Raw genomic sequence first — 12,191 nt, 5'->3', positions numbered from 1 at the left:
GCATGGGTGTGAGGACGGCCCAACATTGACGATTTGCAGGCCCATGTTCCGAAAGGAGTCAGGAGATTAGGGAGCTTGTCTCGGGGTGACCTGAAGTCACTGGATGATGACCAATTTGCCCTGGACATTTTTTTGACCCCGACAAGGCAAAGAAAAAGCCCCGTGATCCAAAGAATCACGGGGCTTTTTTGTATGGCGGGAAGATAGGGATTTGAACCCTAGGTGCCATTGCTGACACAACGGATTTCGAATCCGTCCCGTTCGACCACTCCGGCATCTTCCCAAAGCGGTGCGCATGATACCAGTTGAGGGTCGTTAGTCCAGCGATTTTTCGTGTGCGATCAGGTGCTTGCGCAGCGGCAACGAAAAAGGGAGCCGCAGCTCCCGCTTCTTTTCGATGGCGCGTGTCACTGAGTCAGACGGGTCAGCGCCTCGCGGTACTTGTCGGCGGTCTTCTGCGCCACTTCGGCCGGTACGGCCGGGGCCGGCGGCTCTTTGTTCCAGCCGGTGGACTCCAGCCAGTCGCGCACGAACTGCTTGTCGAAGCTCGGCGGGTTGCTGCCTTCGGCATAGCTGTCGGCCGGCCAGAAGCGGCTGGAATCCGGGGTCAGCACTTCGTCCATCAGGGTCAGGGTGCCGTCTTCGTCCAGACCGAACTCGAACTTGGTGTCGGCGATGATGATGCCGCGGGTGGCGGCGTACTCGACCGCCGCGCTGTACAGGGCGATGGCGGTGTCGCGCACCTTGGCCGCCAGCTCGGCACCGATGATGGCCTCGCACTGCTCGAAGCTGATGTTCTCGTCATGGTCGCCGACGGCGGCCTTGGTCGAGGGGGTGAAGATCGGCTGCGGCAGCTTGGCCGCTTCCTTCAGGCCGGCCGGCAGCTGGATGCCGCAAACGGTGCCGCTCTTCTGATACTCCTTCCAGCCGGAACCGACGATGTAGCCGCGCACGATGGCCTCGACGGCAACTGGCTTGAGTCGCTTGGCCACCACGGCGCGCCCTTCCACCAGCGGCAGCTCGGCGGCCGGCACCACGTCCTCCACCTTGTCGCCGGTGAAGTGGTTGGGCACCAGGTCCTTGAGCTTGTCGAACCAGAAGTTGGAGATGGCGGTGAGGATCTTGCCCTTCTCCGGAATCGGCTGCTCGAGGATTACGTCGAACGCCGACAGGCGATCGGTCGCGACCATCAGCATGCGCTTCTCGTCGATCTCGTAGAGGTCGCGGACTTTGCCGGAGTAGATCTTCTTCAGGCTCAGGGTGGTGGGAGTGGTCATGTCGAATATTCCGCCTGGTTCAAAACGAAACAGGCGAAACCCTGGGGTTTCGCCTATCGGTTCGCTGCGGCTCCGGCCGAGGCCGGAGCGGATTCAGCCGAGGTTTTCCTGGATCAGGGTCAGCACGCGGCGGGATACGTCTTCCGGCGCCACGGTGTTGATGTCCTTCTCCACGGTCACCTGCACGTCGCCACCGGCGCTGCTGGTCAGGCGCACCTGATAGCGCTCGGCACGCGCGTCGATCTCTTCCTGGGTCGGCTCGCTGCCGAACAGGCCGCTGATGAAGCCCTTCTCTTCTTCCGGCTTCTTCGCGCCCTCGGCGAGGTTGACGTAGTACACGCCCAGGCTGCGGTTGATGTCGTCGACGCGCACGTCGCCCAGCTCCAGGGCGCGGCCGACGCTCGACCAGGCGCGGTCGAAGTCGGTGCTGAGGCTGAGCACCGGATTGCCGGCGCCGTCCTGGGACAGGCTGACGCGGCTCGGCGCGTCATAACTGCGCGCGGCCAGCAGCGATACGGAGCCGTGCTCGGCGGTGCTGCTCAGGTCGGCGAGCATGCCGTCGAGCAGCGAGGCTTCCAGGCCGGCATTGCCACTACGGGCCGGGAAGGCCACGTCGGCGCTGCTGCCCTCTTCGCGCTCGGCGATGACCACGAACACCTCGCTGGTATTGCGCACCACACCCGGCTCGACGCGCACACGCACGCGCACCTGGTTGTCCTCGTCGCTCATCAGGCTGGCGACGCGGTGCCCCATGGACGGCGCCAGATCCTGGCTGCCCTGCCACTCGGTAACGAATTCGCCGGTCTGCGGGCGCTCTTCGGCGATGCGGAAACCATTGTTCTCGAAATAGGAACGCGCCACCGGCCAGACTTCGGCAGGCGTGCGCTGAGCCACCAGCCAGCGCGAGTCGCCGCTCTTCTGCAGGCTGAATTCGCTGGCGCGGTCGCCCGTGGCACCCAGTGCCTGCGGACGCGGCACCTCGAAGCTCTGCGGAGTCTCGCTGCTGCTGGCCACATGGGCGGGCACCGGCAGCAGCGGGTCGAGCCGCTTGGCGTCGACGCTCGGCGGCACCTGCATGGGCGCGCTCTGACGCGCGTCCAGGTAGTCGGTGGAGCGGTCACGGAAGTAGCCTTCGTCGCCCCACAGCCAGCCGCAGCCGCTGGTACTGGAAATGATCAGGGCAAGGGCAGAGAGTCCAGCCAGTCGCTTCATGCGCAAATATTCCTCGATTAAGCCAGGACGCCGGACTGGCGCATGGCCTGACGCAGCGGTTCGTGACAGCGCGGGCTGAGCCAGGTCAGCGGCAGACGGATGCCGTCCTGCATCAGGCCCATCTCGTTCAGGGCCCACTTCACCGGAATTGGGTTGGACTCGATGAACAGGTTCTTGTGCAGCGGCATCAGACGCTCATTGATGGCGCGGGCGGTGGCGGCATCGCCGGCCATGGCGGCGGCGCACAGCTCGGCCATGGCGCGCGGGGCGACGTTGGCGGTCACCGAGATATTGCCCTTGCCGCCCATCAGCATCAGCTCGACGGCGGTGGCGTCGTCACCGGAATAGACGAGGAAATCGGCGCCGACGCGATCGAGGATTTCCTGGCCGCGTTGCAGGTCGCCGGTGGCTTCCTTGATGCCGATGATGTTGGCCACCTTGGACAGGCGCTCGACGGTTTCCGGCAGCATGTCGCAGGCGGTACGGCCCGGCACGTTGTAGAGGATCTGCGGAATGGCCACCGCCTCGGCGATGTGGCGGAAGTGCTGGAACAGGCCTTCCTGGGTCGGCTTGTTGTAGTAGGGGGTCACCAGCAGGCAGGCATCGGCGCCGACGCTCTGGGCGTTCTGGGTCAGCTCGATGGCTTCGCGGGTGCTGTTGGCGCCGGTGCCAGCGATCACCGGGATGCGGCCGGCGACCTGATCGACCACCCGGCGGATGACCTCCACGTGCTCGTGGACATCCAGGGTGGCGGACTCGCCGGTGGTACCGACGGCGACGATGGCATTGGTGCCTTCCTGCAGGTGGAAGTCGACCAGCTTGCTCAGAGCGTCCCAGTCAAGACCGCCTTGTGCGTCCATGGGCGTGACCAGAGCCACCATACTGCCGGAAATCATGCAACCGCTCCTGCCGGAAAAAGAGAGCGGTAATGGTACTGGCGCCACCTGTGTTGCACAAGCGAACGCAGGGTCGCCAGCATTCCCCTGAGCGGCGCTTTTCGCTACCCTTCCCCCTTTGCTCCGCCAGCCAGCGCCGAGCCCCATCGTTTCAGGAAAGCTGCATGTCCACCGCCCCGGTTCGCGAACAATTCCTCGTCATCAGTGCCCTCGGCGCCAACCCCATGGAGCTGACCAGCGTGCTCTGCCGGGCCAGCCAGGAAAACCGCTGCGGCGTCGTCAGCAGCCGCCTCACCCGCCATGGGGAATACAGCGCCCTGGTGCTCCAGGTCAGCGGCAGCTGGGATGCCCTCGCCCGCCTGGAAACTGCACTGCCGGCCCTGGCCAAGCGCCACGACTTCAGCGTCAACATGGTGCGCAGCGGCGCCCTCGACGTACGCCCCAATGCCCTGCCCTATGTGGCCTATGTCAGCTGCGCCTACCGTCCGGACATCCTCAACGAGCTGTGCCAGTTCTTCAGCGATCATCGCGTGGAGCTGGAGAACATCACCTGCGACACCCACCAGGCGCCGCAGACCGGCGGCACGCTGCTCAACGCCACGCTGACCGTGACCCTGCCGCCGGGCACCCAGATCAGCTGGCTGCGCGACCAGTTCCTCGACTTCGCCGACGCGCTGAACCTGGACGCGCTGATCGAACCCTGGCGCCCGCAGAACCCGTAAGGAAGCAACCATGGCCGTAACCCTCGACCAATCCGTCGCCGATTTCAGCGCCGCCGCCACCAGCGGCCAGCAGGTCTCGCTGAGCGCCCTCAAGGGCAAGCAAGTAGTGATCTACTTCTATCCCAAGGACAGCACGCCGGGCTGCACCACCGAAGGATTGGACTTCCGCGCCCGCTACGCCGACTTCCAGGCCGCCAATACCCAGATTTTTGGCGTATCGATGGACAGCCTGAAGAAGCATGAAAGCTTCAAGTGCAAGCAGGATTTCCCCTTCGAGCTGATCAGCGACCCGGAGCACGAGCTGTGCGACCTCTTCGGCGTCTATCAGCTGAAAAAGAACTACGGCAAGGAGTACATGGGCATCGTGCGCAGCACCTTCCTGCTCGACGCCCATGGCGTTCTCCGCCAGGAATGGCGCAACCTACGGGTTGCCGGCCATGTCGATGCAGTCCTGGCTGCGGCACAGGCCCTGCACAAGGGCTGAGCCGAATGAATGAAAAGGGCCGCGATGCGGCCCTTTTTCATTGCATGGCCGTCAGGCCTTCTTCAACCAATAGCGGAACACGCCGCCGCCCTCTTCCTCGCGCAGCAGTTCGTGCCCCGCCAGACGGGCGAAGGCGCGGAAGTCGCGCTGCGAACCGGCGTCGGTGGCGATGACCTTGAGCACCGCGCCACTGGCCAGGCGATTGAGTTCCAGCTTGGCCTTGAGCAGCGGCAGCGGGCAGTTCAGGCCGCGGGCGTCCAGTTCGGCGTCGCAGGCGGGAATATCGGTCATGGCGCTCTCCTCGAAGGCGGGCAAGGATACCGCACAACCCTGGCCAGGTGGCCAAGCGGCCGGCTAGAGTAGCGGCTCAGTCCAAGCCAGAGCCCCGTGCATGAATTTTCTGCGCCCCACCCTGCTTGCCCTCGCCTGCCTGGCGCTGCCCGTCGGCGCCAACGATCTGCCTTCGCTGGGCGACGCCAGCTCATCCATCGTCTCGCCGGAACAGGAACACCGCCTCGGCCGCGCCTGGCTCAGCGTGCTGCGTGGCCAGGTCGACCAGCTGTCCGACCCGCTGCTCAAGGACTACGTGGAGACCAGCGTCTACCGCCTGGCGGAGACCAGCCAGCTGGAAGACCGTCGACTGGAATTCGTCCTGCTCAACAGCCCGCAGATCAACGCCTTCGCCGCGCCCGGCGGCATCGTCGGGGTCAACGGTGGCCTGTTGCTGCACGCCAAGACCGAGGCCGAATACGCCTCGGTGATGGCCCACGAACTGGCGCACCTGTCGCAACGCCACTTCGCCCGCGGCCTCGAGGCCCAGCAGCGCATGCAGCTGCCGGTGATGGCCGCCATGCTCGCCGGCATCGTCGCCGCCGCGGCCGGTGCCGGCGATGCGGGCATCGCCACCGTCATGGGCGCGCAGGCAGCCGCCATCCAGGAGCAGCGCCGCTTCTCCCGGCAGAACGAGCAGGAGGCCGACCGCATCGGCCTGCTCAACCTGGAGAAGGCCGGCTACGATCCGCGCGCCATGCCAAGCATGTTCGAGCGCCTGATGCGCCAATACCGCTACGACTCCAAGCCCCCGGAATTCCTGCTGACGCACCCGGTGACCGAGTCGCGCATCGCCGACACCCGCAACCGCGCCGAGCAATACCCGCCCCAGGGCAAGGAAGACAGTCTGCACTATCAGCTGATGCGCGCCCGCACCCAGCTGATGTTCGAGGAAACCCCGGGCATCGCCGCCAAGCGCTTCCGCGACATGCTCGACAAGAACCCCAAGCTGGACGCCGCGCGCTATGGCTTGGCCCTCGCCCAGATCAAGGCCGGCCGACGCGAAGATGCACGCAAGATCCTCACCGAATTGCTGACCAAGGAGCCCGACGACCTCGTCTACAACCTGGCCATGGTCGACCTGGACGAGAACGCCAATCGCCTGGCCGACGCCAGCAAGCGCGTCGAGCGGCTGCGCAGCCTGTACCCGGATAGCTATCCGCTGGAACAGGCGCGCATCGACCTGATGCTCAAGCTGAACCAGCAGCAACAGGCCGAGGCCGCGCTGGACGAGCTGCTCAAGCAACGCGGCAACGACCCGGACGTCTGGTATCAGGTGGCCGAAGTACGCGGCCTGACCGGCAACATCATCGGCCTGCATCAGGCCCGCGCCGAGTTCTTCGCCCTGGTCGGCGACTACGACCAGGCCCTGGAACAGCTCGACCTGGCCAAGCGCCGCGCCAGCAGCAACTTCCCCATGGCCTCGCGCATCGACGCGCGCCAGCAGGAGCTGATTGAAGAGAAACGCGCGCTAGAGAAGATGATGCGCTGAACTTGGCCATGAAAAAGCCCGGCAATCACCGGGCTTTTTTCTGCATACCGAAAACTCAGGCGTTGCCGGCCAACTTCAGCCGCGCCTCCTGGGTGAAGTCCAGCATGCGCTTGAGCGGCTTGATCGCTCGCGGGATCAGCGCCGGCTCGACGAGGATCTCGTTGCTGCCCTCGCGCAGGCACTGCAGGGTGCGCTGCAGGGTGTTCATGGCCATCCACGGGCAGTGGGCACAGCTGCGACAGGCGGCGCCGTTGCCGGCGGTGGGCGCCTCGACGAAGACCTTGTCCGGGCACAGCTGCTGCATCTTGTAGAAGATGCCGCGGTCGGTGGCGACGATGAAGGTCTTGTTCGGCAGGGTTTGCGCCGCCTTGATCAGCTGGCTGGTGGAGCCCACCGCGTCGGCCAGCTCGATCACCGCCTCGGGCGACTCCGGATGGACCAGGATGGCGGCCTCCGGATGCAGCGCCTTCATGTCTTCCAGCTGCTTGGCCTTGAACTCCTCGTGGACGATGCAGGCGCCGTCCCACAGCAGCATGTCGGCGCCCGTTTCGCGCTGGACGTAGCGCCCCAGGTGCTGGTCCGGCGCCCAGAGGATCTTCTCGCCGTTATCCATCAGGCTCTCGACGATCTCCAGCGCGCAGCTGGATGTCACGACCCAGTCGGCGCGCGCCTTCACCGCTGCCGAGGTGTTGGCATACACCACCACGGTGCGGTCCGGGTGCTGGTCGCAGAAGGCCGAGAACTCATCCACCGGGCAACCCAGGTCGAGCGAACAGGTGGCCTCCAGGGTCGGCATCAGCACGCGCTTTTCCGGGTTGAGGATCTTCGCCGTCTCGCCCATGAACTTGACCCCGGCCACCACCACGGTCTGCGCCTCGTGCTGGTTGCCGAAGCGGGCCATCTCCAGGGAGTCGGAGACGCAGCCGCCGGTTTCTTCGGCCAGCGCCTGGATCACCGGATCGCAGTAGTAATGGGCCACCAGCACGGCATTCTGCTTCTTCAGCTCGGCGGCGATCTCGCTGCGGTAAAAGGCTTCCTCGTCGGCGGTCAGCGGCTTGGGCTGCTTGGCGGCGAGGTGGGCCTGGACCAGCAGGCGCTCGGAAATCTGGGTCATGTCATCAGGCTCTGAATATGCTTTCAGTGCGGCGATTATACGCACCGCCCTCGGCCTGTGGCATCGCGGTTGCAGCCGCGTGCGCGATGGCGGGACGATCGGCTCGACGCATTGTGAATCCGGCCATCGACGCGATCAGCCGGTCAGGAGTGCGAACCGCGCGCTGTCATCGTCCGCCATAAGCCCGTAGTCTCTGTTCCACCGCGGACTCGCTCCACCGATAACCACACAAGATCAAGCGGATGCCTGCAGAACACCATCAGGAACGCGTGATAGTTGCCGACGACCACCCCGTGTTCAGGGATGGCCTGGCCCGCATCGTTCAACGCATCATGCCGCACGCTGAGATCGACGAGGCCGGCGACATGGACGCCGTCCTGGAGCTGGCCAGGCAGGGCGTGCCACCGACGCTGCTGATCCTCGACCTGCTCTTCCCCGGCCAGTCTTCGGAAGCCATCGGCGCGTTGCGCCAGGAGTTCAAGCGCTGCTCGATCGTCATCGTCTCGATGGTCGACAACCGCGCCCTGATCGACGAGGCCATGGCCGCAGGCGCGGACGGCTTCATCGGCAAGTCGGTACCGCCGGACGATATGGCCGAGGCGATTCTGGCGATTCGCGCCGGCGACTTCGTGGTCACCGTCGGCCCCACCGCCCTGCCTCATGACAATGGGCTGGATCAGCTCACCCCGCGCCAGCAGGACGTGCTGCGCCTGATCGCCCGGGGCCTGTCCAACAAGGAAATCGCCCGCCAGCTGGCCATCTCGCCCTTCACCGTGCGCATCCACGTTTCGTCGCTGCTGCGCGTGCTCAACGTCGGCTCCCGGGCCGCGGCCGCCGCCATCGCCGCCAAGTTCGGCATCTAGGCACCTTGCGCCAGCCCCCTCTTCAGCGCCACCAGCGTGGAGCGCAGCTCAGCCGGATGGAGCGGCTTGGATAGCACCGGAATATCCGCATCGCCGACCGCCTCCCGAACCCGCTTGACCTCGTGGCCGGTGATCACCACCGCCGGAATGTGCCGGCCGCTCAGCTCGCGCAGATATCGAATGCAGTCGGCCCCCGAAGCCTCGCGCCCCAGGTCGAAATCGGTGATGACCAGATCGATATCGCCATGCCCCTCTACCGGAATCGACGGGCTGGCCTGCACCTCGCAGCCCCATTTGCGCAGCAGGGTCGCGGTCGCGAGCAGCACGCTGCGGTCGTCTTCGATCAGGCTCACGCGCAGGCCGTCGAGCATGCGCGGCGTGGTCGAAGACTGGCGCAGCGCGGCTACCGGCGAGCTGACCTCCGCGCGCACCGCGACCAGCCCCTCGATCGCCACCGAGGTGCCCCGTCCGACCCGGGACCGCATGCGCACCTGCAGCCCCATCAGATTCGCCAGGCGACGGATGATGGCCAGGCCCAGGCCGACGCCCTCGATGTCGTTGTCACGTACCTCGCGCACCCGGTAGAACTCGTCGAACACGCTGGCCAGGTGCTGCGGCTCGATGCCCCGCCCCTTGTCGTAGACCTCGATGGCGAAGCCGCCGCCACGGCGCCGGCAACCGACCAGCACCGGATGGCCCGCGGCGTACTTCAGCGCGTTGGAGAGCAGGTTCTGCACCATGGTGGTCAGCAGGCCAGGGTCGACCAGCACCCGCTGGTGCGGCGCATGCACCCGGATGTCGACGCCGGCCCAGCGCGCGGCTTCGGCATTCTGTTGCGCGATGCCCTGCAGCAGCTCGTCGAGCGCCACCGCCTCCGCGCGCGGCGTCACCCGCCCGCCGTCCTGGGTGTACATGTCGAGGATCGAGCGAAACAGCTGCGCCACGCTGTGCAGCGACTTGTCGATGCTATCGACCATCTGCCGCTGCGCCGGCTCCAGGTTGCCGTCGCGCAGGCAGGCGGTGAACAGGCCGATGGAATGGATGGGCTGGCGCAGGTCGTGGCTGGCCTGGGCGAGGAACTGCGACTTGGCCTGGTTGGCGGCGTGCTCCGCCTCGTTGGCTCGCCGGCTCTGGGCCAGCAGGGTGTTCACATAGGCGGGCACCACCAGCGTGGCGATGACCAGGGTGATCGCCAGATACGGCTGGCTGCGCCAATAGGGCGAGAATTGCGCGAGGGCCAGCAGGCAGATCAGCGCCATCGCCGTGGCAATCGCCAGGTAACGCGGGCCATAGCGCACGCCGTTGCCCACCGTGACCCAGAGGATGGCGCCATACACCGGCAGCAGGGCCTCACCACCGAGGTACATGCACACGGCAATGGACACGTAATCCAGCGCCATGGCCATCACCCGCCGCAGCGGCCGCACACCCGGACGACGGATGATGTCGACCAGCAGCACCACCGATACGGCCATGAACACCGGGATGTAATGGAGGATCAGCTCGATGGCGCCGGACGTGGAGCGGGCGGTGAGAAACACCGTCAGCACGTAGACCATCGCCGCACCCGACACCAGCAGACGCACCCAGGCCTGGCTGCGCTCCGTGTCGTAGCCCTTGTTCACCCCAGTCTTCATTCAGTCCCCCGATCGGCCCGAAAAGTCGTGGCATCCGCACGGCCACGACCTCTGTAAGGGCATCTACCAGAAAAACGGCGAGCGCACAGTAGCGCAAATGACCTAGTACAGCAGGCCTATTCATGAGACCCGGCGGGATTCCTAGACTGGCCGAACTCCCCTGGCGAGCCGTTCCGCCGCCCCCGACCGCTCTGCGAAGGACAAGAACATGAAACTCACAGGCACCGCTGCACTGCTCGCTTTGCCCCTTCTGTTCGCCCTGGCCGGCTGCGCGGCGCCGAATGGCCAGCACCGGCTCGGCGCCGGAAACCAGCTGGCGGATGCCGGGACTTCGCCGTGCACGCCCGGGGCCACCAGTGACCTGATCGCCACGGGGCGCAACCTGCTGGCAATCACCAACAACGTGCTGGCGACCCACCAGGATCTGCAGGGCATCAACGACTCGAGCTATGCCCAGGCGGTTAAGGGTGCGGAGAACATGCGCAAGGTCAACCAGGGCCAGGAGGTGCTCGACAACGTCGAAACCCTCGCCGGAAGCGCCGGTACGCCCTGTAGCTGAAAAAAGGGGACAAACGAAAAGGCCTGGCCATCTCTCGATGGCCAGGCCTTTCTGCTTCCTTAGAAGCTCGTATGGTGGGTCGTGTAGGATTCGAACCTACGACCAATTGGTTAAAAGCCAACTGCTCTACCGACTGAGCTAACGACCCAATGCGGAGCGCATGATACTGATTTGATTCAGAAAATCAACACTCCGAAGAAAAAAACTCAGGCGTAGCGAGTTGGGTCCGCCACGCCGGCCGCGGCGAAGCCGGCGGCGCGCAGACGGCAACTGTCGCATTTACCGCAGGCGCGGCCGTCCTCATCCGCCTGGTAACAGGACACCGTCAAGCCATAGTCCACGCCATGGCGTACGCCGATCTGCACGATCTGCGCCTTCGACAGATTTTGCAGTGGCGCCTGAATGCGAAAGCCCCTGCCCTCCACGCCCTCACGGGTCGCCAGATTGGCCACGCGCTCGAACGCCTCGATGAACGCGGGCCGGCAGTCCGGGTAGCCGGAATAGTCCACCGCATTGACCCCGATGAAGATGTCTCGGGCGCCCAGCACCTCGGCCCAGCCCAGCGCCAGCGAGAGAAAAACGGTATTGCGCGCCGGCACGTAGGTGACCGGGATGCCCTCGGTCGGGCTTTCGGGCACGGCAATCGCGCTGTCGGTCAGGGCCGAGCCGCCGATGCCGTCGAGATTGAGGCCGATCACCTTGTGCTCGACCACGCCCAGCTCGCGGGCCACGCGCTCGGCGGCCCGCAGTTCGGCCCGGTGGCGCTGGCCATAGTCGAAACTCATGCTGTAGCAGGCGAACCCCGCCGCTCTGGCCTGGGCCAGGATGGTGGCGGAGTCCAGGCCACCGGAGAGCAATATCACGGCTTTCTTGTCGGTCATATCAGTGCCTCCTTCAGTGGCCGGGTTCGTCGTTCCAGAGGATCTTGTGCAGTTGCAGCTGGAAGCGTACCGGCAGGTTGTCGGCGATGATCCAGTCGGCCAGCGCGCGGGCTTCCACCTGCCCATGGCTGGGCGAGAACAGCACCTCGCCGGCGCGCTCGTCCAGGCGGTATTCGATCAGCTTGCTGACGGCCCAGTCGTAGTCCTCGCGCGAGCAGATGACGAATTTGACCTGGTCGTTGCCGGTCAGCTCGTCGAGGTTGCCGTAGAGATTGCGCGCGACTTCCCCGGAGCCAGGGGTCTTCAGGTCGACCACCCGGCTGACGCGCCTGTCGGTTGCCGCGATGTCGAGGGCGCCGCTGGTCTCCAGCGAAACGCGGTAGCCGGCATCGCACAGACGCTCGAGCAGCGGCACGCAGTTGGGCTGGGCCAGCGGCTCGCCACCGGTGACACAGACGTAGCGGGGTCGGTAACCGGCCACACGATCGAGGATGGCGTCGAGGCTCATGATCTCGCCGCCGCTGAAGGCATAAGCGGTGTCGCAGTACCGGCAGCGCAATGGGCAGCCGGTCAGGCGGACGAACACCGTGGGCAAACCACTGGTGAATGTCTCGCCCTGCAACGAGTAAAAAATTTCGGTAATGCGCAGGGTAGTTTGCATATCGGCACCGGGCGTGACGGCGAAACAGGCCATCCGCCTCCGTTGCGGGTGAATCGGGGCGCC

13 protein-coding genes and 2 tRNA genes are annotated in these 12,191 nt (G+C 65.5%); 5 read left to right on the top strand and 10 right to left on the bottom strand.

The window, feature by feature from the left end:
- Positions 1 to 193 precede the first annotated feature (193 nt).
- The 4 genes from NF616_RS00960 to dapA form a co-directional block, all read right to left on the bottom strand.
- Positions 194 to 283: transfer RNA gene (locus NF616_RS00960), tRNA-Ser, on the bottom strand.
- A gap of 124 nt (positions 284 to 407) precedes the next feature.
- Positions 408 to 1,277 carry a phosphoribosylaminoimidazolesuccinocarboxamide synthase gene (locus tag NF616_RS00955; RefSeq protein WP_252271152.1) on the bottom strand — a complete coding sequence of 290 codons (870 nt, stop codon included), beginning with the start codon at positions 1,275 to 1,277 and terminating at the stop codon, positions 408 to 410.
- Positions 1,278 to 1,370: 93 nt separating this feature from the next.
- Positions 1,371 to 2,489: an NlpB/DapX family lipoprotein gene (bamC, locus tag NF616_RS00950; protein WP_252271151.1), complete on the bottom strand. Its 1,119-nt coding sequence runs from the start codon at positions 2,487 to 2,489 to the stop codon at positions 1,371 to 1,373.
- Positions 2,490 to 2,506: 17 nt separating this feature from the next.
- Positions 2,507 to 3,385: a 4-hydroxy-tetrahydrodipicolinate synthase gene (gene dapA / locus NF616_RS00945; RefSeq protein WP_252271150.1), complete on the bottom strand. Its 879-nt coding sequence runs from the start codon at positions 3,383 to 3,385 to the stop codon at positions 2,507 to 2,509.
- Positions 3,386 to 3,549: 164 nt separating this feature from the next.
- On the opposite strand from dapA, the gene NF616_RS00940 reads away from it, so the two are divergent.
- Positions 3,550 to 4,107, top strand: coding sequence for a glycine cleavage system transcriptional repressor (locus NF616_RS00940; RefSeq protein WP_252271149.1), 558 nt, complete (start codon positions 3,550 to 3,552; stop codon positions 4,105 to 4,107).
- Positions 4,108 to 4,117: 10 nt separating this feature from the next.
- Positions 4,118 to 4,591, top strand: coding sequence for a peroxiredoxin (locus tag NF616_RS00935; protein ID WP_252271148.1), 474 nt, complete (start codon positions 4,118 to 4,120; stop codon positions 4,589 to 4,591).
- Positions 4,592 to 4,642: 51 nt separating this feature from the next.
- Here the strand turns inward: NF616_RS00935 and NF616_RS00930 are convergent, their stop codons facing one another.
- Complete coding sequence (locus tag NF616_RS00930) at positions 4,643 to 4,882, bottom strand: sulfurtransferase TusA family protein (RefSeq protein WP_252271147.1); 240 nt, start codon at positions 4,880 to 4,882, stop codon at positions 4,643 to 4,645.
- 100 nt (positions 4,883 to 4,982) lie between these two features.
- Here NF616_RS00930 and NF616_RS00925 point away from each other — a divergent pair, with 100 nt between their 5' ends.
- Entirely contained in the window at positions 4,983 to 6,413 is a 1,431-nt protein-coding gene (locus tag NF616_RS00925) for a M48 family metalloprotease (protein ID WP_252271146.1), read from the top strand.
- A gap of 55 nt (positions 6,414 to 6,468) precedes the next feature.
- Here NF616_RS00925 and nadA read toward each other — a convergent pair whose 3' ends face one another.
- Positions 6,469 to 7,527 (bottom strand): quinolinate synthase NadA, encoded by a 1,059-nt coding sequence (gene nadA / locus NF616_RS00920; protein WP_252271145.1) that lies wholly within the window; start codon positions 7,525 to 7,527, stop codon positions 6,469 to 6,471.
- Positions 7,528 to 7,769: 242 nt separating this feature from the next.
- Here nadA and NF616_RS00915 point away from each other — a divergent pair, with 242 nt between their 5' ends.
- On the top strand, positions 7,770 to 8,390 hold the full coding sequence (locus NF616_RS00915) for a LuxR C-terminal-related transcriptional regulator (RefSeq protein WP_252271144.1): 621 nt from the start codon (positions 7,770 to 7,772) through the stop codon (positions 8,388 to 8,390).
- Here NF616_RS00915 and NF616_RS00910 read toward each other — a convergent pair.
- Positions 8,387 to 10,027 (bottom strand): ATP-binding response regulator, encoded by a 1,641-nt coding sequence (locus NF616_RS00910; protein ID WP_252271143.1) that lies wholly within the window; start codon positions 10,025 to 10,027, stop codon positions 8,387 to 8,389. The two genes, NF616_RS00915 and NF616_RS00910, sit on opposite strands and share 4 nt — an antisense overlap.
- Before the next feature lie 208 nt (positions 10,028 to 10,235).
- Here NF616_RS00910 and NF616_RS00905 point away from each other — a divergent pair, with 208 nt between their 5' ends.
- Entirely contained in the window at positions 10,236 to 10,586 is a 351-nt protein-coding gene (locus NF616_RS00905) for a hypothetical protein (RefSeq protein WP_252271142.1), read from the top strand.
- Positions 10,587 to 10,658: 72 nt separating this feature from the next.
- Here NF616_RS00905 and NF616_RS00900 read toward each other — a convergent pair.
- From NF616_RS00900 to queE, 3 genes are all read right to left on the bottom strand, one after another.
- Positions 10,659 to 10,734: transfer RNA gene (locus NF616_RS00900), tRNA-Lys, on the bottom strand.
- A 58-nt stretch (positions 10,735 to 10,792) separates the two neighbouring features.
- Positions 10,793 to 11,467 (bottom strand): 7-cyano-7-deazaguanine synthase QueC, encoded by a 675-nt coding sequence (gene queC / locus NF616_RS00895; protein ID WP_252271141.1) that lies wholly within the window; start codon positions 11,465 to 11,467, stop codon positions 10,793 to 10,795.
- Between the two features lie 13 nt (positions 11,468 to 11,480).
- On the bottom strand, positions 11,481 to 12,128 hold the full coding sequence (queE, locus tag NF616_RS00890; protein ID WP_252271140.1) for a 7-carboxy-7-deazaguanine synthase QueE: 648 nt from the start codon (positions 12,126 to 12,128) through the stop codon (positions 11,481 to 11,483).
- Positions 12,129 to 12,191 lie beyond the last annotated feature (63 nt).

Source organism: Pseudomonas subflava (assembly GCF_023823685.1).
Taxonomy (GTDB): domain Bacteria; phylum Pseudomonadota; class Gammaproteobacteria; order Pseudomonadales; family Pseudomonadaceae; genus Aquipseudomonas; species Aquipseudomonas subflava.
Note: the sequence above shows the minus strand (reverse complement) of the source record. Positions and strands in the feature narration are given on the sequence as shown.